Source organism: Allocellulophaga tsushimaensis (assembly GCF_055383085.1).
Map to the genome: position 1 here is coordinate 57831 of NZ_AP039451.1, position 23275 is coordinate 81105.

19 protein-coding genes are annotated in these 23275 nt (G+C 27.4%); 14 read left to right on the forward strand and 5 right to left on the reverse strand.

Features of this window, described 5'->3' with window-relative positions:
- Window positions 1-797: 797 nt before the first annotated feature.
- From ACZ451_RS00260 to ACZ451_RS00310, 11 genes are all read left to right on the forward strand, one after another.
- Window positions 798-1910, forward strand: coding sequence for a TlpA family protein disulfide reductase (locus ACZ451_RS00260; RefSeq protein ID WP_464215068.1), 1113 nt, complete (start codon window positions 798-800; stop codon window positions 1908-1910).
- Window positions 1903-2937, forward strand: a complete 1035-nt coding sequence (lepB, locus tag ACZ451_RS00265; protein WP_464215069.1) for a signal peptidase I — start codon at window positions 1903-1905, stop codon at window positions 2935-2937. The genes ACZ451_RS00260 and lepB overlap by 8 nt, the downstream gene beginning before the upstream one ends.
- A gap of 39 nt (window positions 2938-2976) precedes the next feature.
- Window positions 2977-4047, forward strand: a complete 1071-nt coding sequence (locus ACZ451_RS00270; RefSeq protein ID WP_464215070.1) for a BF3164 family lipoprotein — start codon at window positions 2977-2979, stop codon at window positions 4045-4047.
- Window positions 4037-4627, forward strand: a complete 591-nt coding sequence (locus tag ACZ451_RS00275; RefSeq protein WP_464215071.1) for a hypothetical protein — start codon at window positions 4037-4039, stop codon at window positions 4625-4627. Before ACZ451_RS00270 ends, ACZ451_RS00275 begins: the two co-directional genes overlap by 11 nt.
- 283 nt (window positions 4628-4910) lie before the next feature.
- Entirely contained in the window at window positions 4911-5147 is a 237-nt protein-coding gene (locus ACZ451_RS00280) for a hypothetical protein (protein ID WP_464215072.1), read from the forward strand.
- Window positions 5148-5189: 42 nt separating this feature from the next.
- Complete coding sequence (locus ACZ451_RS00285; RefSeq protein ID WP_464215073.1) at window positions 5190-5438, forward strand: hypothetical protein; 249 nt, start codon at window positions 5190-5192, stop codon at window positions 5436-5438.
- A gap of 42 nt (window positions 5439-5480) precedes the next feature.
- Window positions 5481-5723: a hypothetical protein gene (locus ACZ451_RS00290; RefSeq protein WP_464215074.1), complete on the forward strand. Its 243-nt coding sequence runs from the start codon at window positions 5481-5483 to the stop codon at window positions 5721-5723.
- 79 nt (window positions 5724-5802) lie between these two features.
- Window positions 5803-6873, forward strand: a complete 1071-nt coding sequence (locus ACZ451_RS00295) for an efflux RND transporter periplasmic adaptor subunit (protein ID WP_464215075.1) — start codon at window positions 5803-5805, stop codon at window positions 6871-6873.
- A complete protein-coding gene (locus tag ACZ451_RS00300; protein WP_464215076.1) occupies window positions 6866-10000 on the forward strand; it encodes an efflux RND transporter permease subunit in 3135 nt (1044 codons plus the stop codon). Before ACZ451_RS00295 ends, ACZ451_RS00300 begins: the two co-directional genes overlap by 8 nt.
- The gene (locus tag ACZ451_RS00305) at window positions 9993-12944 is read left to right on the forward strand and encodes an efflux RND transporter permease subunit (RefSeq protein WP_464215077.1); all 2952 of its coding nucleotides are present in this window, start codon (window positions 9993-9995) and stop codon (window positions 12942-12944) included. Before ACZ451_RS00300 ends, ACZ451_RS00305 begins: the two co-directional genes overlap by 8 nt.
- On the forward strand, window positions 12944-14407 hold the full coding sequence (locus tag ACZ451_RS00310; RefSeq protein ID WP_464215078.1) for a TolC family protein: 1464 nt from the start codon (window positions 12944-12946) through the stop codon (window positions 14405-14407). The genes ACZ451_RS00305 and ACZ451_RS00310 overlap by 1 nt, the downstream gene beginning before the upstream one ends.
- 168 nt (window positions 14408-14575) lie before the next feature.
- Here ACZ451_RS00310 and ACZ451_RS00315 read toward each other — a convergent pair whose 3' ends face one another.
- The 5 genes from ACZ451_RS00315 to ACZ451_RS00335 form a co-directional block, all read right to left on the reverse strand.
- Window positions 14576-14806: an integrase core domain-containing protein gene (locus tag ACZ451_RS00315; protein WP_464215079.1), complete on the reverse strand. Its 231-nt coding sequence runs from the start codon at window positions 14804-14806 to the stop codon at window positions 14576-14578.
- Window positions 14807-14818: 12 nt separating this feature from the next.
- The gene (locus ACZ451_RS00320) at window positions 14819-15394 is read right to left on the reverse strand and encodes a DDE-type integrase/transposase/recombinase (protein WP_464215080.1); all 576 of its coding nucleotides are present in this window, start codon (window positions 15392-15394) and stop codon (window positions 14819-14821) included.
- A 5-nt stretch (window positions 15395-15399) separates the two neighbouring features.
- On the reverse strand, window positions 15400-15588 hold the full coding sequence (locus ACZ451_RS00325) for a hypothetical protein (protein WP_464215081.1): 189 nt from the start codon (window positions 15586-15588) through the stop codon (window positions 15400-15402).
- 1117 nt (window positions 15589-16705) lie between these two features.
- A complete protein-coding gene (locus ACZ451_RS00330) occupies window positions 16706-19024 on the reverse strand; it encodes a S41 family peptidase (RefSeq protein WP_464215082.1) in 2319 nt (772 codons plus the stop codon).
- Between the two features lie 122 nt (window positions 19025-19146).
- Window positions 19147-20334 (reverse strand): helix-turn-helix domain-containing protein, encoded by a 1188-nt coding sequence (locus ACZ451_RS00335; protein ID WP_464215083.1) that lies wholly within the window; start codon window positions 20332-20334, stop codon window positions 19147-19149.
- Between the two features lie 333 nt (window positions 20335-20667).
- Between ACZ451_RS00335 and ACZ451_RS00340 the strand changes: the two genes are divergently transcribed.
- The 3 genes from ACZ451_RS00340 to ACZ451_RS00350 all read left to right on the forward strand — a co-directional run bounded on the left by ACZ451_RS00340 (window position 20668) and on the right by ACZ451_RS00350 (window position 23275).
- Window positions 20668-21069: a response regulator gene (locus ACZ451_RS00340; RefSeq protein WP_464215084.1), complete on the forward strand. Its 402-nt coding sequence runs from the start codon at window positions 20668-20670 to the stop codon at window positions 21067-21069.
- Between the two features lie 78 nt (window positions 21070-21147).
- Window positions 21148-21690 carry a heme NO-binding domain-containing protein gene (locus tag ACZ451_RS00345; RefSeq protein WP_464215085.1) on the forward strand — a complete coding sequence of 181 codons (543 nt, stop codon included), beginning with the start codon at window positions 21148-21150 and terminating at the stop codon, window positions 21688-21690.
- Window positions 21683-23275, forward strand: a complete 1593-nt coding sequence (locus ACZ451_RS00350) for a sensor histidine kinase (protein WP_464215086.1) — start codon at window positions 21683-21685, stop codon at window positions 23273-23275. The genes ACZ451_RS00345 and ACZ451_RS00350 overlap by 8 nt, the downstream gene beginning before the upstream one ends.

Genomic DNA, 23275 nt, shown 5'->3' on the forward strand with positions numbered 1-23275 from the left:
TCAGATACAGAAATTCGAGATTTTATGAATACCTATTATTGAAATGCGGAAAACAGGAAATGTAATAACACTGGCAAAATCTCATTATAATGGACAGCATTTACATTTAATAGTGCATCGAAGAAGCTCTAAGAGTATATACACCAGTCATAAAGAGATCCAAAAGTTACTAATTGACTTTGAAAACTGTCATAAACAGAAATATCCCAACCATACTTTCTCTATAGTTCATACAAATAAAATACAATTTGAAAAACGAAACATTGCTAAGGCACAACAAAATAATCCTTAAGAAAAAGAATACCAATTAAAACTACGTTTAGATAAAAAACAAGAAAACCTATAAAGAGTTGGTTTTTGAAAGAGTAAATATGCTTTTTGATGCTGTAACAAACCATGAGGAGGTGATCGAAAAATACAGCAAGATAAAGAACTTCAAATTTACACGTATCGTTCTAAATTAAGAGATACTATTTTCAATAATAACAAATATAGATTTTCTATTTTGGGTATTGACAGTGAGAAAACCCAATGTTTGGAAAAACTACAGACCCGATTACAAGAACTTCAACTTCTAAAAAATTATATCAGTCAAAAACAAAATCCACTCTAGAGATTATTAAACATTCCCAAATCAGGTTGCAACTATATTGATTTCCAATTAAAAATGACTCAACGTTTTTTTATTGTAAGCATTAGTTGCATACTTGCCTAAAGTTTGAACTGAAATTACAAATTAATATAAAATTAAATCTTATTGTAAATATTAAATATCTTTACAATAAAAATAATTATTTATGAAACAATTAGTTTTAGTAATATCAATTATTCTCATTGGTTGTGTTAAAAAGAAAAATGAAGACTTAAATTATGTAATAAAAAAATTTCACGAAAATTCTGAAAAAATTAAAAATGTTGAATATTATATGCAAAGAATAGACACTTTTCCAGAAGATGGTGAAGTTTGGAATAATAAAGGTTTTGCCTATATAGAAAAAGATTTAAAGGATACTATTTTTGGTATTTCTTTTTATTCAAGGCGTTTTGATGTAGATAAATTACACATCTATAAAAACTCAATAGGCTATGAATTTATTGAGAATAAAAAAGAATTCAACAATGAGAAAGGCGCAATTGGATTTTTAGGCAAACCTGGAGGTCAGATGGTTTCTAGAGAAGTTTTCAAATTGGACACAATATATTCAAGTTTAAGTTTAATAACTAAAGATGATAGTTTTGTCTTAAATTACAAATATGAAAATGATACTGCATACAAAATAAATAACATAACTAAAACTGTTCGTTTACGAAAAACTGATTTTTTCCCAATCGAAATCATAAAAGAATCCAATATTATGGGGAATAAATCTTCTACCCAATTATTTTTTTCAGACATTAAGATAAATAAAGGACAGGAAAACATAATAGATAGCTTACTAAAAAGTAAAATAAATATTTTTACTGAAACAAATGATAGGCATGAAAAAAAAGAGAGTTTGATTGGGAAAAAAATATCAAATTTTTCACTCCCGAACTTGACAGACAATCAGGTAATTGATTTTAGAGTAAATAAAGTTACTTTAATAGATTTTTGGGAGACTTGGTGTGGACCGTGTATAAAATCACTTCTAAAAATTGAACAATTACAAGGAAAACATTCTAATAATATACAAATTATTGGTATCATAAGTCAAGATACGAATAACGCTTTAAAATTAATTCAGCAAAAAAATATTACTTTTTTAAATTTAATCGGCAACTCAAAGATTTTAGAAAAATATGGTATTAATAGCTTTCCTAGATATATGTTAATAAATAAAAAAGGGGTTATTCTTGCTGAATATTTTGGATTTTCAGAGAAAATAGAAAACGATATAATAGAAATAATTGAAAAAAATAATAATGAATAATTCAAAATTTAAAGTTATTTTATTCTTTTTTTTATCTTTTTTAGGGATTTTATTTTTTATTTGGTCAAATTCATGGGGTATTACTCTCATTCTCCTAGTTTTTTTTGATTCATTTTCAACAAAACTAATTCCAAGTTTTATTAAAAATAAAGTTACTACTTTATTCTATAAAATTTTAAAGTATTGCTACATATTCTTCTCCATAATTTTTTTTGGTATATTTTGTAGAGTATTTTTCTTTGAAATCTATTTTATACCTTCATCCTCAATGGAGAGAGAATTATCTGAAGGAGATGTAATATTGGTCGAAAAATTAACTTATGGACCTGTAATACCAAAAAATCTTTCACAAATACCATTTTTGAATATACTTTTTAAACCAAGGGAAGATGCTAGGTATTACAAGAGATTAAAAGGGTTTCTTGATATTCAAAGAAATGATATTGTTGTATTTAAAAAAGAAAGACATAGTAAATCATATATAAAAAGAATTATAGGGCTTCCAAATGAAACTTTTAAAATAATTGACAGCAAGGTTTATATAGATAACAAATTGTTAGAAGAAAAGAAAAATTTTAGTTTTGAATATATTCCTATAAACCAAGGTAAGGAAAACTATCTGCTATCAAACTTAGAATATACCAATTTTCATCTAAAAGACAGTTTGAAACGTAACATATATAAATCAAAAACAAAAGTTCAGAGCATCTTCCCAAAAGAAAAAATATTTGATTGGAATAGAGATAATTATGGTGAAATTTGGATTCCTAATAAAGGTAAATGCATTAATCTAAACAAAAACAACATTATTTTTTACAAAAATATTATCGAATATGAATCTGGTTTAACAATCAAAATCGATAAAAATACTGATAATATTTTCCTAGGAAAGAAAAAAATAGATAATCATGTATTTATTTACGATTATTATTATCTTTTAGGCGACAATAGGCATCATTCGAATGATTCTAGATTTTTTGGATTTATTTGTGAGAAAAAAATTTTAGGAAAATTATATAAATTATGATTTTTTTATTAAGTTTACAGAAACTCATTAATTAAAGTTATGTTTGAGAAAGTAATTTCTTTATTTTTAACTCTTTTTGTAATTATTTCGTGTAATAAACAAAATAAAGAGTTTAAATTCTCAAAACTAGGTTTATCGATACCTCCTGAAATAAATATATCTGGAGATTCTATAAGTCTAGATGGAATTGTAATGCCTGGAAAAATGTCTTTAAAAGATTCTATTCTCTTCATTTTAGACGAAGACTTTGATAAAAATATCCATATAGTAGATATTAAGAATGAAAAATATTTATCATCAATAGCCGATATTGGAAAAGGACCAGGAGAAACATTGAGCGCTGTTTCGATAGATTTTTTTGATAATCAAATATGGTTACATGACATCACTTTAAGCAAATTAGTTTCTTATAATTTAGACTCAATTATTACTGACAAAAAAACTAATTATTCTTACAGTGAAGAGATTGTTTTCAAAGATAAAGCTAGACAAAACTTTAATCCTTTATGGCTAAATGACTCAACTTTAATAAGTACTACTTTTTCTGAATCAGAAAATAGACTTGTTTATACAAACAAGTTAGGAAATATCTTTAAAGAAAAATTCAAAATGGTAAATCCTGAGAGAAAAAACACTCCAAGAAGCGTCCATAATGCTTCATATCAGTCTACTTCAAAAATACACCCCAATAAAGAAAAAATAGCAATTGTTAACCGTTATTCTGATTTATTGGAAATACATAACTTAAAAACTGATGAATCGTTGTATTTTAAAACTCATTTAGATTTTGTTCCTATATATGAAGTCGTAAATACTGATGGAGGTGTAACCATGGCTCAAGACGATACAACTCGTTTTGGTTGTATTGATATATCAGTTACGAAAGATAAAATTTTCACCCTTTATTCTGGACGCACAAGGGGAGAAGGTTTAGCCAATTATGCAAATAAGATTTATGTTTATGATTGGGAAGGTAGATATCTTACTTCTTATCGTATCCCAAATTTAGCTATAGCTATTTTAGCAAAAGACAATGAAACGCTTTTTACATCAGAATATAATAGAAAAGGTGAAGGCATGATAAAAAAATATCATTTAAATGAAGAATAAGGTTTATGGTTTTTTAACATTATTACTAATAATAATAACTGGATATATTGTAATAAAAAAAACAGATTTAATTAAAAAAGACAAGGAATTAGTAAGTAAATTGTTAACTAAACACGATAGTATCCAAGAAGAATGGTTTAATAAAACAATTATATTTCCTGATTCACTCTATAATTTAAAAACTCAAAGAATACTCAATACAAAATTAGCAAAAAGCACAAAAAAGTATATAATGGTTTCATATATCGATGCAGATTGTTCAGATTGTGTTGGTGAGTTAGAAAAATGGACAAAATTTTTAGATACAAACTCTGAATTTTTGAAAAAGGTAGATATGTTTTTTATTGCAACCAGTTCAAGAAAAGAATTATTTAAATATCAGGTTTATGATCAAGCAAAATTAGAATATGATATTTTTTTTGATAAAGAAAATGACTTTTATGAGTTAAACAATTTGTCAAACATAAAATCATATCAGACTTTTTTATTAAAGAAGGATAAAGTAATTTATATAGGTTCTCCTATTAAAGATGAATTATTCGAGCAAGAAATATTAGAAATTATAAAAAAGAAGTACTGACATTAAAATTTTTGAATTGTGAAAAAAAAATTACTAGTTTTTCTTGTATTTACATTAACTCTAACATTTAGTTTATCTACTCATAATGGTGGTAGTCTTAGTATAAATTCAGTTCATGCAACTCAAACTTGTTTCCCCGAAACAGGTTTAATTTGTTCATCTGCAAATGGTTGATATATAATAAATAATACTATTGTAGAGGAGTCTTAATGCACGGGAAATAACTCTTTCGAATTTGTGTTTGAATAATAAATTAAATATAAATCTTTAAAACTTTTTAATTATGAAGAAAATCTTTTTATCAGCTCTTGGAGTATTCGCTTTATCTTTAACATTTAGCTTATCTACATCTAACACAAATGGTGTTGAATTTAATTCTGCTTTTGCAGATGGAACATGTTGTAGAGAAAGTGGTTCTACCTGTATTCTAAATAGTAAAGAATATTGGGATAGGTATTATAAAACAAGTGGTTCTTGTGGTGGCCATGGAGGAAGTTTAACTCAAATGGCATTTGAATAAAAATTAGAATAAATATTATATAACCCTTAAAATTTTTGAATTATGAAAAAAATCTTTTTATCAGCTCTTGGAGTATTCTCATTAGCTTTAACATTTAGTTTATCTACTCCTAACGGAAATAGTGTTGAATTAAATTCTGCCTTTGCAAATCATACTTGTTGTTATGAATCTCAGTCGATGTGTCCTAAATCTTCGGATCGTGATAATGGTTGGCAAATTGGAAATCATGTGAAAAAGATTGGTTCTTGTGGCGGCAATGGAGGAGGTTTGACTCAAATGGCATTTGAATAAAAATTAGAATAAATATTATATAACCCTTAAAATTTTTGAATTATGAAAAAAATATTTTTATCAGCTCTCGGAGTATTCACATTAGCTTTAACATTTAGTTTATCTACTTCTAATGGAAATAGCGTTGAATTAAATTCGGCTTTTGCAGATGGAAGTTGTTGTAAAGAGCGCACATCTATTTGTGGTTTAAATGGCCATAATTACAGAAACAGGTATTTAAAGTCCAATGGTGGTTCTTGTGGCAATGGTGGAGGAGGAGGTTCAATTCAAATGGCATTTGAATAGCAAGCTTAATCTCATTGTATAAAAGGTGGCTTCAATAAAGTATATTGAGACTACCTTTTTTAATTTACTTATAATACAAATGAAAATAAATAAATATCTATTAAGTTTTCTTTTAACGTTTGTTATTTATTCTTGTCATAAGAATAAAAACGAGAATAAAACATTAAATATTAGTATACCAAAAAGTGTAACTAAAAAAAAAGTAAAAGTTTTAAGCCCTAATTATGGAAACTTTTATTTGGAATTAAAAACTAAAGGTAAAATTTTTGCACAAAAAAAGGTTGATTTAAAATTCAAACTAGACGAGAAAATTTCTAATATATATGTGAAAAATGGGAGTTTTGTATCAAAGGGACAAGTACTAGCAAAACAAGAAAACAAGACCTATATTAACAAGATTATAAAGACTAAAGAGCAATTAGAAAGAGCAAAAATCGATGTTGAAGATATTTTAATAGGGTTTAATCATAATCTAAAGGACTCCTCTAATATTCCAAATACTACCCTAAATATGGCAAGAAATAGAAGTAATTATAATACTTCTGTTTCTAACTTAAATGACGCCAAGATAGAATTCGCTTCAACAATTTTAAAAGCACCTATTGATGGAGTTGTCGCTAATTTAGACACAAGAAGATTTAGTTATCCTGATAACACTGAGCCCTTTTGTACTATTATAGATAATTCTTTATTAGAAGTTCAATTTTGTGTTATTGAGGATGATTATATTTTTCTAACTAAAAATCAATCTATAGAAGTATCTACTTTATTAAATGAAGAAGTATATTTAGGAACTATTACTGAGATTAATCCAATGGTTGATGATAATAACATGATAAAAGTAAAAGGAGTTATTAGAAATAAATCTAATAATAATACTATTATTGATGGAATGAACGTTAACATTACCTTAAAAAAAGTAATTCCCAATAAACTATATATTCCTCGAGAAAGTATTGTAATGAGAGATAATAAAAAAGTAGTATTTACATACAAAGATGGTAAAGCAATATGGAATTATGTAGAAACATCTTTTGAAAATTATGAAAATATCGTTATCGAGAAAGGTATAAAAAAAAGTGATGAAATAATTTATTCTGGAAATATAAATTTGGCTCACAATTCAAGTGTGATAAAAGAAAATGAATAAATGGATTCAAAATTACTTGTCTTTATCCTCTTTTTCAAAAATAATAATCTTTACTGTTTTTGGATTTTTAGGTCTTTCCCTAATTTCATTATTATCCATTAGGCTTGAGCCCCAACAAAATGTCCCAATTATATCTATCAATTATTCTTGGGTTGCCCAAAATCCTAGAATAATCGAAAGCGAAGTCACCTCAAAAATAGAACATTCTTTATCTAAAATTGAAAATCTCGTTGAATTAAGCTCTATTACATCTAAAGGAGAAGGAAATATTCGACTGAAATTTTTAAAAGGAACAAATTTAGATAAATCATCGCTTTATATATCTTCTATTCTCCGTCAAATTTACTCGTCATTTCCAAATGGTGTAACCTACCCTTTCATTAAAAAACATGGAATTGAAAAAGAAGAGGATAAAGAACCTCTTATGTCTCTAGTTATAAGTGGAAATAAATCTAAAAAAGAACTTTATAATTACACTGAAAATATTATTAAACCTAAAATTGCAAGAATTAAAGGAATAAATAGTTTACAGTTATATGGCGTTCCTAAATATAAATATTTAATAGTATGTAAAAACATACTTATAGAAAAATATAATCTTGACTTGGAAACTATAAAGTTAACTATTATTTCTTTTTTAAATAGACATCATTTGGGTTTGATTAAATATAATGGGATAAATACGGTTATAGAGATTGGTTTCAAAGAGAAAAATGATGATATTATTAATCTTTTAAACATAGTTATTCTCAATAAAAAAAATGAAAAAATTAAATTAAAAGATATTATCTCCATAGTAGAGAAACAAGATAAATTACATGGTTATAAAAGATATAACGGCAATGAAGCGTTAACATTTTTTTTATCCTCTGAGAAGAAGGAGAATCAATTATCTCTATCAAAAACTTTGGAGAAAGAAATTAATCTTATTAATAAACAATTATCGAAAGATAATATACATATTAATATTCTTTATGATTCTACAAAAAAATTAAAAAATGAGCTAGACAAGGTTATATACAGAATACTTTTCTCATTAATTGTTTTATTAGTCTTTATTTTTTTGTTTAACAATGATATTAAATATGTTTTTTTAGTATTAATGACACTAATTACAAACATTCTTTTTGCTGTAATATTTTATTATTTGTTTTCTGTAGACATTCACTTATACTCACTTGCAGGCTTAACCATATCTATAGGAATTATTACTGACAACACCATTATTATGATAGACCATTTGGTTAATCATAATAATAAAAAAGTATTTATTTCAATACTAGCAGCAACCATGACAACGGTGGGAGCTTTGGTTATGGTTTTTTTCATACGAAAAGAATATCAATTATACCTTTATGATTTCTCTTGGATTATTATTATTAATTTAATTACTTCTTTGCTTATTACATTTTTCTTAGCACCTTCTTTATTTGAAAAAATTAAATTAAAAAAGAAATCAGTTAATATTAATAGAAAAAGGAAAGCATTGATTTGGTCTAATTTTTACAAAAAGATATTAGTATTTCTGATAACAAAAAAGAAAGTCGTTTTCATTTTTTTTATTTTACTTTTTGGCTTCCCTCTTTTTTTAATTCCAAAACATATTTCAGAAAGAAATAAATTATCAAAAGTGATCAACCCAATTTTAAAGAGTAATACTTATAGAGATTATTTAGCTCCAAATTTCAAATATTTTGGAGGAACGCTATATACGTTTTTAAAAAGTATCGAGAATAATTCGTTTATAAGTTCTCCAAAAAGGTTATCAATTAAAATAAGAATAAATAACTCAGAAGGAGGCACAATTGAACAACTTAATAAAGCAATAAGAAGTTTTGAAAAATCACTTTTAGATTATGAAGAAGTGGAGTTTTTTTTAACGGAGGTAAGTAACTCAAATAATGGATTAATAAATATTTTTGTTAAAGAAAAGTTTAAAAATACTGATATACCATATGTGTTAAAAAATAAACTAGAAGAGGTTGCAATACAGTTAGGAGGTATTAATTGTTCAATATTTGGTGTAGGACGCCCTTTTAGTAATAGTGGAAATTTGGTGACTGACGCAACAATAAAATTGAAAGGTTATAATCTTGACCAACTACTAAAGCTTGCTTCTAAAATTAAGAATAACATTTTATTAGAAAATTCAAGAATTAGTAATGTTAAAATAAGTGGTGAAAAATCTTGGATTCTAAAAGATAAGTATGAATATGAATTAAATATTAAACAAGGTTTCTTACAAAACAAAAAAGAATTGAATAATAACCAAATAATTGATTTAATAAAGTGGAATTCTGGTAGCGAAAATTTAATTTCAATATTTAATAATAAACAAGTAACAATAGCAGAAAACAACCGTTTTTTACCAAAATATATTTTGGAGAGAAGTATGATACAAATAGATTCCACATCTTTTTCCCTAAGTCAATTTTCAAATATTCACAAGAGAAATGTTATGAATAAGATAGTTAAAAAGAATGGTGATTACGAAGTGTTTCTAGACTATAGTTTTGCAGGAACCCATACATTAAATAAAGCAGTTTATAAAAAACTTATAAAAGAGATAAATTATGAATTACCTTTTGGTTATAAAGCTTTAGACCCTGATAATGAATACTATGATTTAAGAAGTGATTATTCATTTTTAAAAATAACTTTGATAATTTTGGTGATTATTTATTTTGTTTGTGCAATCTTGTTCGAATCTTTACTCATACCAATTGCTATAATATTAACTATACCATTTTCTTTTATCGGAGTATTTTTAACTTTTAGTCTTTTTGACATTCCGTTTGATCAAGGTGGTTTAGCCTCTTTTGTTATGTTAAGTGGTATTGTTGTTAACTCTTCAATTTATATTTTAAATCAATATAAAAACATAAAAAAAGGGATGAATCGAGACTTATCTGATTACATAAAAGCTTTTAATATGAAAATTATTCCCATAACTCTTACAATCATTTCAACAATAATCGGTTTAATTCCATTTGCTATAGTTAAAGGAAACGATTTTTTTTGGACATCATTTGCTTGTGGAAATATAGGAGGCCTTATATTTTCTTTTGTAGTAATTATGTTTTTTTTACCAATTTGTCTAAAGTTTAATACCAAAAAGTTTGATTGAATTTTTAATAAAAAGACCAATTGCTGTTATAATGTCGTTTTTGGCATTTGTCTTATTAGGTATAGTCTCATTAGGGTCAATGCCTATCACATTAATGCCTGAAATTGATATTCCTCAACTAAAAATTCTAGTTAAAGAATCTAAATATTCATCATATGAATTAGAGAATTTAGTAATAAAACCTATTAGAAGTCAGTTACTTCAAGTATCTAATTTAAATGATATAAAAAGTAAAACTTCCAACGGAAAGGGAGTAATAGATTTAAAATTTGATTATGGGGTAGATATAGATTATGCATTTGTCGAGGTGAATGATAATTTAGATAAAATTATGGGGGAAATTCCTCAAAACATAAATCGTCCAATATTGATAAAGTCAAACTCTTCAGACATTCCTTTATTTTTTATTAATATACTCTATCCAAAAAATGAGTCTAAGATTGATTTTTCAAGTTTTATTAATAGTGTTGTCAAAAAAAGACTTGAACAAAATGAATCTATTTCTTATATAGATGTGGCTGGCTCTGTATTTCCCGAAATTGTCATTTCTCCAAACTTAGATAAACTTGAAAGATTAAAAATTTCAATTACAGACATTGAAAAAGTTATAGTAGAGAATAATTCTCAACTTGGTGGCTTTAAGGTTAAAGATGGACATTATGTTTTAGATGTTTTATTTGAACCAACACTCAGGGATATAGAAAGTATTAAAAATCTTTATGTAAACACTAAAGATGGTAGCTATCAAATAAGACAATTAGCTCAAGTTTCTAAGAATGTAAAAGATCGAAAAGGTTTTTTTTATAGTAATCAAAGAGAAGCTTTGTCTTTAGCCGTTTTTAATAAAACTCAGACAGAAATTTATTCAACTAAAAAGGAAGTTATTACTTATTTGAAGCAATTAAAAAAAGATTATCCAAATCTTAATTTCTCAATCAGTGAAGATCAAATAAATCTTATTAAGCTATCCATAAACAATCTAGTTTATACTATTATTACTGGGACATTACTAGCAATTCTTATAGTATTTATATTTATAAAAAAACAAAAAATAGCCCTCATCATTGGTATTGTTATTCCTGTTTCTTTAATTATTAGTTTTCTATTTTTGAATTTATTAGATGTATCTATCAATGTTATATCATTATCTGGTTTGATTGTTGGTATTGGTATGATGATCGACAATTCGTTAATTGTTATAGATAATATTACCCAATACAGAGCTAGGGGAAATTCATTTATAGAATCTTGCTCTCAAGGTGTATATGAAATAATAAAACCTTTGCTATCGTCACTACTTACAACATGTGCAGTTTTTATCCCTTTAGTATACCTAAGCGGAATTTCGGGTATTCTATTTTTTGATCAAGCAGTTTCGATTGTAATTAGTCTTACAATTTCTTACTTTACTTCAATAATTCTGCTCCCAACTTTATACGCTAATTTAAATATCAAAATTGATAAAGATACATCTAAAGGATTTAAGTATATATACATAAGGTCTTTTAATTTTTTTTTCAAGAAGAGAAAAATAATATTTATTATAAGTGCTGTTTTTATAGTTCTAGGAACATATACTACTCTTAGTATAAGAAAAGAAAAGTTACCTAAAGTAAATTATAATGATTTTGATTTAATTATTAATTGGAATGAAGCAATAAATATTAATGAGAACTTAAGACGAACACTTGCTGTAAGCAAAGAATTAGTAGTGTCTAATTCAAATTATATTGGAGAACAAGAGTTTTTACTTCCATTTAAAGAGTATTTGGATTCTGAAGAATCCACTATACATGTTGAATATGGGTCTTATTCGGAAAGTCAAAAAGCAAAGAAAAAAATAGATTCATTTTTAAGATCCAATTACAAAAACTCGATTTTTAAAATTGCCAATTCAAAAAATTTATTTGAGCAATTATTTCCTGAAAATAAAACAAATCTTCTTGCTAGATTGCCTCTTAACTATGAGAATAAAATACAAACTTTAATCAATGCCATTAACAAAGATTTCCCCAACACTTATATAGACATAGAACAAAAAATTAAACATTTAAAATTGGAAATTAACACTGATAAATTAGCATTATATAAGGTGAATATTAATCAGCTAATTAATAAACTAAAATCTATTTTAGGGCAAAATAAGATAAGTGTTTTAAAAACAACTAATAAATATTTACCAATTATCATAAAAAATGATGAGAATCAAATATCTAATTTGAATAAGCTTCATATTCTAAACCAAGAGTCTGTTAGAATTCCTATTAAAAATTTGATTTCTTTAAGAGTTTATGAAGGCAGAGAGAATTTTTACGCTAATGCAAATAAGAATTATATACCTGTTAATATTGATACTAACAATGAAAAAAAAATAATTTCATTAATAAAAAATAAGATAGGCGAAGATATAGAGTTTGAAGGGAAGTATTTTGAAAATAAAAATTTTATAAAAGAGTTATTAATTGTTTTGTTCGTTTCAATATTACTTTTGTATTTTATACTTGCAGCTCAATTTGAATCTCTTCTACAACCACTAATTATTCTTTCAGAAATACCACTTACATTAAGTATTTCAATAATGTTTTTGAAATTTTTGGGAATATCTTTAAATATTATGTCAATGATTGGATTAATTATAATATTAGGGATCATAATTAATGATTCAATATTAAAAGTAGATGCAATAAACAAATCGAGATATTTAACAGGAATGCCAATTATGGAAGCAATTCACAATGCTGGTAAAAAAAGATTAAATGCCATTCTTATGACGAGCTTGACAACAATATTTGCAATGACTCCAATTTTTTTCACCTCCGGAATAGGATATGATCTACAAAAACCTTTGGCAGTTGTTGTAATTACTTCAATGGTAATAGGGACTATAGTGAGTATATATTATGTTCCTATTATTTATTGGTTGTTGACAAAAAAATTAAAATAATGAACTATAGATTAATTATAATATATTTTTTTACATCAATAATTTATACTCAGGAGAACTTACCCAGAGTTAATTTATCACTTGAAGATGCTATTATGCTAGCCAAAAAACAATCTATTGATTATCTCTCTGCTAAAAATGGTGCTGAAGTAGGTTATTGGGGATATAAATCATATATATCCAATTTTTTTCCATCTGTTAATATTAGTGGAATACTACCTAATTATCAAAGATCGATTAATAGAATTACTGCAGATAACGGAACAGATACTTTTATCAGTCAGAATCAAGCATTTTCATCTCTCTCTTTAGAAATAAATCAAATTGTTCCATTTACTGGTGGGGAATTTACTATTTCATCCTCATTAGATCGAATAGATGTTTTTTCTTCTCCAGGTTTTGTTAATTATTCTTCAACTCCATTATCAATTCAGTATTCTCATGAGTCCTTATTATATAATCCTTATAAATGGCAAAAAGAAATTGAACCCTTGATTCTTGAAGAGTCTAAAAGAGAATTTCAAGAGAAGCTAGAAGATATTTCTTTAAAAACAACAACTTTATTTTTTGATTATCTTTTAGCTGAAGTGAAATCAAAAAATGCTTTAAACAATAAAGTAAGTCAAGACACAATTTATAATATTTCAAAGGGAAGGTTTAACATCGGTAAGCTATATGAAAATGATTTGTTACAATCTGAATTAAGTTTACTGAATTCTAAAGAAGAACTTATAAAATCTAAAAATGAATTGAAATTAGCAAAACAGACTTTCTTAGATCAACTAAGAATAAAAAATGATGTTAATTTTAATCTAGTAACTCCAGAAGAATTAATTTTTATAAAAATTGACTCCATACAATTATTCGAAAAGGCTTTATCAGGCAGAAAATTACTTGTACAACATGAGCGTGAAGTACTTGAGGCAAAACAAGAAATATCAAAAATAAAGAGTGATGATATAAAGGTTGGTATAAGAGGTAATTTTGGATTGAGTCAACAAAATAACTTTTTAAATGAAGTGTATTCGAACTTATTATCTCAACAAAATTTTTCCTTAACAGTTTCTGCTCCAATATTTACTTGGGGTAAAAGAAAAGCTGATAAAAAAATCGCAACAAGTAATTTAGAACTTATTAAAAGTGAGAATGAGCAAGAATTATTAACTGCAAAAAGAGAATTAAATTTAAAATATTTAGAATGGAATCAATTAGAAATTTCTTCTCAAATTTCTAAAAGGGCATCAGAAATTGCAGTAAAAAGATATGAGTCAGCAAAACGAAGGTTTTCTATAGGCAAAGTAACTTTAACAGATTTAAATATTGCACAAAAAGAGAAAGATGATGCTTTGTTCAATTACTTTCAAAGCTTAAGAGAATATTGGGAATTATATTATGAACTTAGAAAGTTAACCTTGTATGATTTTATTAAAAATAAAAATATCTACAGCAACTCTAATAACTAATAAAACCCTTCTTTCAAAATTAAGTTTTTTCAAAAATTATATATTTGACTAGTCCTAAATAAGCGTTGCAGTTATTTATGGATTAAAGATATTAAACATCATCTAAAACCATGGTTTTAGATGATGTTTAATATACGATTTTATTTTCATTATTTTTTGTTGATGAGTTTAATTAGGGGTTTTTAAATTGTACGACCAATGTGGCCTTATAGAATTGTAAATAGTTATTGATTCAGCTATTACCTTTTTCATTATATCAAGATTTAGATCAGCAGTATTGATAAGAAATTCTTGCTTTAAAATACCATTTACACGTTCAGCTATTGCATTTTGATATGGGTCATAGGACTCAGTCATGCTACATTTAATATTTTGTCTTGATAAAACCTTTTGATACAAACTACTGCAGTATTACAAACCTCTATCTGAATGATGAATTAATTGTTCTTTGGAGTATTTTCTGTTTTTAATAGCCATATCCAAAACTTTTACAGTAGCTACTACTTCCAAAGTCTTATCTAAATGATATCCTACAATTTTCTTTGGATAAGCATCTGTAATTAAAGATAAATACTTAGGGTTTTTACGATGCCCTACATATGTAATATCAGCTATCCATCCCTGTTCCGGGCGATTGATTTCTAAACACTCAATAAGATTAGAATGTTTTCTGAAACGATGATGTGAATTTGTTGTAATATGATAACTCTTTAATGGTTTTATCAGAAGTCTATTTGCTTTTAAAATAGCAAATAGCTTATCTCGCCCCACACCTAATCTATTTGACTTTTCTGAAAGAATATGATATAGTTTCCTTGTACCAATTCTTGGTTGTTGCATTCTTACTTCTTTGACCAATTCAATAACCTTTTCTACTATTGATTGATTTGCCTTTACTCTATAATTAGCGCGATAATAAACCTGTCTACTAAACCCAAGTAATTTACAGGTAGAAGAGATGTTTTCCTTCTGTTGTAAAACAAACATATCAATTACTTGGTTTTGGAGTTTTTTCTTATTGGAATATTATAGTCTTTTTCTGCTAAATCAATCATCATGTCAAAGAGTATTGCTTTCTTTTCTGATTGTGCTGCCAGAGCTTTTAATCGATTATTTTGCTTTTCTAACTGACGAAACTTTTGTTCTAAATCTAATAATTTTTGTTCTGGAGATTTAGACATTGAGCAAAGTGTTTGATATTGCCAGTCAAAATTATCATATTTTCTGAGCCATTCCAAAACAGTACTCTTTCCTTAAATACCATACTTGTGCTGTGCTTGTTTATAAGTTAATTCACCTTTTTCTACTTCTTGAACTACAGAAAGTTTAAAACTCATAGGATAATCTTTCTAGGTTTGTTTACGATAATTGCTGTCTCCCATTGTGTTATTGAATTGTGTAATGATATTTCAGGATGAGACAAGCTTATCATGAAAAAAAGGAACAGCCTTTTATGAAAATCTATCCCTTTTTCTAATCTTTTATAAAAAAGAATAGTGCTTAAAGGTATTGTCTGGATAATGCCAAATGAATTCTCTTGCTATCTTTAAGGTTAAGGAATAAAGCAGGCCTTTTAGATTCCATTTGTGACTGATTGATAAATGTTGCCATGATTGTTGTTTTTGATTGATCTAATATTCAAATCGAGATTAACGATTAAAGTTTCTGTACTGTGCCCATTGTGCTCTTTTACTACTACTAAAAGATGAAAAGTACTGCCCTGTTCTTGATTCTGTTGCTGTTTTTCTGATTGATGCTTTCATAATTGTATATTTTAATAAGTTACTAATTGTTGTTTTTGATACTGATTATCTGTTAAAATTCCTGTACTGTGCCCATTGCACTCTTTTACTACTGCTAAAAGATGAAAAGTACTGTCCTGTTCGTGATTCTGTTGCTGTTTTTCTGATTGATGCTTTCATAATTGTATATTTAATAAGTTGCTAATTGTTGTTTTTGATACTGATTATCTGTTAAAATTCCTGTACTGTGCCCATTGTACTCTTTTGCTACTGCTAAAAGATGAAAAGTACTGTCCTGTTCTTGATTCTGTTGCTGTTTTTCTGATTGATGCTTTCATAATTTTATATTTTATAATTGATTCATAATTTAATGATGGTGTAAAGATGTTCCTATTTTGCTACAAGTTAAAATTGTTATCTCCCAATTGTCGTTTTTACTGACCAAATTGTAATTATAGGTTTCTAAACTAATTCTTAGCGGTTGAAATTTCTGCATTACACTCATTGCACTCTTTTTGTATCATGAAAAATATCCTCTCGCTTTTTAATTCTATTATTATTTCTTGTTTATTAATTTCATAACTGCGTTTAACTCAGTGTCAGTATTATTTATGAAGTCTTTTGGACTTTTCTCAACAATAACATGAGGCATTACTCCTCCATCCACAGCTACTTTTCCAGTAGGTACATAATTGTGTATTACAGGAATATCTAATTCAACTTTGGAATTGGGTAGGCGTAAAAAGAATATATAACCCCCATTTGTGCCCAGTTGATTCCCGCCAGTTTCTTGACCTACCAGTGTAATATTTTCAATTTGCTTGGCATATGCCGCCATTAAATGAGTTGCAGAGCTGTTTGAGGCATCAGTAATTAAATACACTTTTCCTTTAAAGTTGTTCTTTTTTGGCTTCATTACAGTTTCAGCTAAAGAATATTTCTGTTTTAAAAAATACCTACCCTCTTTTTCTGAAGCAATTTTACCATTAAAATTATACGGAAACTTATCCCAAGTATTTATATATTTCTTAAAACCTGATGGGATTTTCAGATACCGAACTGATGACTGCATTGCATTTACTTTAAAGGGTTTTTGAATAACACGTTCAAGAATATATTGCCCAACAGTACTTTGTCCTCCTTCATTGCCTCTAATATCTATTATAAAATTTGATATAGCTTTTTTGTTTAATTGGGCAAATACATCATCTAAATAGGCTTTCCAATCAAACTCATTCCGGTGTACTGCAAACGATTTAATGGAAAGTTTTGCTACTTCATTATTAATCATTTCAAAATTCCATCCATCTCTTAACGATGTATCTAGGTTTCCGTAACGCTCTATAAGTATTTTAGTCCTATTTGTTTTGGAAGTTGCTCTTACTACTACTTCAAATTCTTCATCAGTATTTATATCTTTTAATTGTAGTTTAAATTTTTGTTTACTTCCAAACTCGATTGGGTAAAATATATCGAACATTGAAAATTTCTCCTCTCCTGTAACGGACAAACGCTCTAGCTTTTTTTCATAATTACTCCCATCTGAACTAACATATTCTGCTAATCTAGTGAACACATCATGGGTTGCTAAGCCATTGATACGTATAATTTCTAAGCCTTTTTTTAATTCAGGATGATCAGATGCGTTTTTATCAATAAACAAGCGTTTTCCTATTCTATGAAAGGTAAAAGGGATTTTATCTTTCTGGTAGAAATTTGATTTTTCCATAAAACCACCTTGATTCCAAGGATTCGTAAAGGTGTGACTGCATTTAATTTTTGCTGCAAATTTTGATATTGCACCATATATATGGATTAAACTAGGTTTCTTTTTCATCGCTAACTCAAGTTCCTCAAAGTCTTGTTGCAAGGTTAAAGAGTCCCTAAACTTATATACATTTGGATGTACATATTGCACTATCTCTTTTAAAATAGCAATGTCTTCTTCAATCTGTTTAGGGCTGTAAACTAATTTTTCTAATTGTTCTTGCTTATAATAATTAAACTCATTATAAATATACGCACCCATTACTAGCTCATCTTTAAACCAAAGCACTCTGGCATCGGAACCTTGCAACTCAGTTTGCCCATTAACCATAAATTTAAATTTAACATTGCGTTTTGAAGTGTTGAAATTGATAGTAGCTTCGTAAATACCATCACCATTATCATCAGTAAGTATATAATCTTTATTTTGAGATAATGGCTTTATATTTCCTCTTACTGAGACCGTATTTACATCTTGTAAATTACTAGTATCTAGCTTTAGAATTATATTTCTTTCTTGTGCATTACAAGAAAATAGCACAAATAAAATAAGAACTTGAGCAAGCGTTTTTATATTCTTTTTAATTTTAATTTGATTCATTGGTATGCCTAATAACCTATTATTCTCTAATTTTTTATGTGTGATATAATCAATACCTAAACGCCCAGAACCTATAACCAAACTGTGGATCGTTACCCATAAAAATCCTAATGCAGGTAACATTGCCCATAAACCATTATCCCACTGCTGAAAGAAAATAGCAACAAGCATCGTAATCATGATAAAAAAAGATGAAAGCCTGGTTTGGAATCCTAATACTAAGCATAGGCCGCCTATAGTCTCTGAAGCAGCTGCCAACCAGGCAAATAACAATGGAAAAGCTGCAAATACCCCACCAAATTTTGAGATATCTTCTACAAACCAATCTGAGACTTGAAATAAGGCAAGATTTGATGATTCTGGTGACCAAGGCACTCCAAATTTTGATGCTCCAAAACTAAATGTTAATAACAATCCACAAAATAGTCGCGGGAGTAGGATAGCGATGTCATGTAATAAATTTGATTGTCTATTTGTTCTTGTAAGTTTTTCTAATAAAAATTTCATAATGTATCTGTTTTAATTCGACAAGTCAAAAGTCGGCAGAACGCACATTATTAGGGTTTCAACTTGTGGTAATGGAGTATCACCCACGAATTGATACGTATCATTTCATTAAAAAGAGGAGCTTAGGATAGTGTTTTAAGGTAGTCAGAAGGCGAATTTCCTGTTGCCTTTTTAAATGCCCTATTAAAAGTTGGTTTGCTATTAAAACCACATTCATAAGCAATTCCTATGAAGGATAATTGTTTGTGTTGCCCTTCTGCTATTTTAGATTTAAACGCTTCAATTCTATATCCATTTATAAAGTCATTAAACTTTAGATGGAATCCTTTATTAATTGTTTCGGAAAGTTCTTCTCTAGAGATAGAAAGTTTTTTAGCAAGACCTACAAGCGTTAAATCTGGTTCTAAAAAAGGTTTATGTTTTTCAAAGTATTCTTCAATAGAAACCTTTATACTAAGCAACTTTTCAGATAACTGGGTTGTGTTTTCTGCTTTATTAAGATGTTGAAATTCAGCTTTATTTTCTTCCTTTAAAAAAGAACCTATTTCAACTCCTTTTAACTCAGATAAATCTGTAAAGAAGCCTTTAATACCAACATAGATGATAACAAGACCTGATAATAAATAATACCACCATTCTTGAATCCAACTCAGCTCAACAATAGTCTCATCTACTACTAGCTGTACATTGTAATAGACATAGAGAATTGAATACATAATTAAAAAATTACGGAGCCATTTTAGTTCAACTTTATAGGTGTTTGAGAAATATTGATTAATTTTTTCTTTGTATTTGTATAACAATTGAAATGAAAGCACTAAATAAATCAACATTTGTAGCATTGCTAATAATCCTACTATAGGATCTAAAAATTCCCATTGAAAATGGATCACTAGATAACCGTTTTGAGTATCAGCAAAGCCTTTTTGATTTGCATCATAAATGAATATAAAAGTTCTTATGGCAATCAGTAAGAATACTGGTATAAAATGTAATAGCGATTTTTTATGAAACCCTTTCTTAGGATTAGTTATAGATATAAAATAAAAATAAATTAATGGTGCAAGTGCTAATGATAATGGCACTAAGTAATAGTTTATTTTAGTGTTCTTAAAGGTATCATACCAATCCATGAAACCAATAGTATAAGCCGTTTGATGATAGCACGTAATAAGTAAAATAAGTCCTAGAAGTACATCTGAAGTATTTTTTTTCTTATAATACTTATAAAACAAAAGAAATGTAAATAGTACTCCTTGTAAAGAAAGAAATAATAATGGTGTACTATAAATATTAAAATCTGGAAACAAAAATTATAGTATTAATTGATTTTACAAAATTAACATTTTAAAACAGGCAAACTAAAAATCTCAGTGACAAATGAAAAATTAAAGAGATTAGCCTTTTAAACCTTATAAAAAAGAAATTATAGAACGCGTAAAGATTATTTAAATACTATTGTATCTATGAACAGCATAAGATAATACTATTAAAAAACTAAATACTAAAAAATTACCATTGTCATTTTAATTTTCACCTATACCAAGCTACCACCCAACGACAGTAAAGTTCCATTCGTCTACAGTTAGCCATTCCATAAAATGTAAAATAAGTACCTTGTAGCCTGCAAAAAAACCGTAATCATGAATATTTTACTTATCGAAGATGATAAAATTGAGACCATGAAACTGCAAAGAACCGTTTCTAAACTTCAATTAAAACATACTATAATTGAAGCAAAAAACGGTGAAGAAGCATTAAAGTTTTTAAAATCTGATGCTGCCTTACCAGATATTATTCTTCTAGACTTAAACATGCCAAGAATGAGTGGTATTGAGTTTTTAGAAATTCTTAAAGAAGATGACGTATTACAATACTTACCCACAATTATTCTGACTACTTCCGAGAACAGAGCCGATTTATTAAAATGCTACAAAATTGGAGTATCTGGCTATATCATAAAACCACTTAAATATGGAGATTATGAACTTAAATTAAAAAATGTATTAGCCTACTGGAACATGAATGAATTAGTTAAAGGATAACAAAAAACTACACTTTCACAACAAAAAATGCAATAAACGTATTACTTTTCTTACTTTTAATGTCTAAATATGACATAAATGAAAGGTATTGTTTTTACTGAATTTCTTGAAATGGTAGAAGATTCGTTTGGATTAGAAACTGTTGATGCTATCATTGAAAATTCTAATTTAAATTCTGAAGGAATTTATACTGCTGTAGGCACTTATGATTTTAATGAGATGGTATGTTTAATTACCAGTCTTAGTAAAGAAGTTAAAACACCCATAAATGACTTAATTTATACTTTTGGCTTATACCTCTTTAAAAGTTTAGGGAGTGCGCATCCAGAGGTTATAAAAAGTTATAATTCCCCTCTTGGACTTTTATACTCTATTGAAGATCATATACATGTACATGTAAAAAAATTATACCCAGATGCAGAATTACCAACTTTTAAAATTTTAGAAAAAACAGATACTTCTATATCTATGGTTTATTCTTCTTCTAGGGGCTTATACAGGTTAGCACATGGCCTCATAGAAAAATGCTTTGAGCATTTTAATGGGAGTGCTACTATTTCGTATGAATTATTAAAAGAAGATGGTACAGAAGTAAAATTTGATGTAATCCAGAATGAGTAGTAAAGAAGTAATTCTTCTAAAAAAAGCGCTTGAACGGCAAAAAAAAGCTCGCATACAGGCAGAAAAAATTCTTGAAGAGAAATCTAAAGAACTTTTTGATACTGCGGATCATTTAAAAAAAAGAAATGATCGGTTAGAAAACCTTTTAAGCGAAAAAACTTCAGAATTAGATGGCGTTTTCATCAACATTATTGATCCTTATATTATTATGGATTTACAATTTAATGTGATTAAAATGAATGCTTCAGCCGTAGCTTTTTTGGGATATGACCATACTAAGGAAACCATAAACCTCTCTAATTTAGTACACGAAGATTATATTGAATATACAGTTGAATCTGTTAAATCTTTGTTAGAAGTTGGAACTTTAAAAAATTATAAAGCTAAAATAGTTACAAAAGATGCTTCTGAAAAATATGTGCAAATTAATAGTAGCCTTGTATACAACAAATCTGGACAACCAATTGCAGCACAAGGTATTATAAGAGATATTACAGATGAAACAGAAGTAAAACAATTGTTAGCAGAGCAAAAAAGACAACTTAATATTATTGTAGAAAACTCACCTTTAGGCATTGTTTTAACTATTAAAGATAAGATTATAAAGGCCAATAAAAGTTTTTTAAATCTAACAGGATATTCCGATGAAGAACTTAAAAATTTAAGCGTACAAGAAATTTCATTTCCAGAAGATGTAGAAATATCTGAGGAAAATATAAAAAAAATGAATTCTGGCGAACTTGACAATTTTACTTTAACAAAAAGATATGTAAAAAAAGACGGCACCATACTATTGGCAAAAACAAATGTAAGTGCAGTGATTGATGATAATGGCAAATTGGAATATCAATTGGCACTTATTGAAGATATTACCGAACAGAAACAATTAGAATTACAGAAAGAAAAATTACTTCTAGAACTAGAAGCAAGTAATAAAAGTTTACAAGAGTACGCTCATATTGTATCTCATGATCTAAAGTCACCGTTACGGAGTGTAAGCGCTCTAGCAACTTGGCTAATAGAAGATTATGAAACGGTATTAGATGAAAATGGTGTTTTTAATCTTCAGCAAATACAAGAAAAAATTGAAGGCATGGATGCGCTGATAGATGGCATTCTTAAATATTCTAGTATTAGCAGTGATCATTTAGAACATACCGCTATAGATGTAAATACGGTTATTAATGATATTAGAGATATTATTTTTATACCTCCACATGTAAGCATTCAAATTAACAATACATTACCCATTATTAAAGCTGATAAAACCAAAATACACCAACTTTTTCAGAATATAATTTCTAATGCTGTGGTACATATAAAGCAGGAAAAAGGACTTGTAGAAATTAGTGCAACTGAACAAAACCAGTATTGGCAATTTAGCATTAAAGATAATGGTGTAGGGATTCCTAAAGAATACCATGAGAAAATTTTTAAAATTTTCCAATCTATTGGAAACGAAGAACGCTCTACAGGTATAGGCTTATCTATAGTGAAAAAAATAATTGAATTATATAAAGGTAAAATCTGGTTAGAAAGTGCTGTTGGAAAAGGAACAACTTTCTACTTTACAATAAAAAAATAG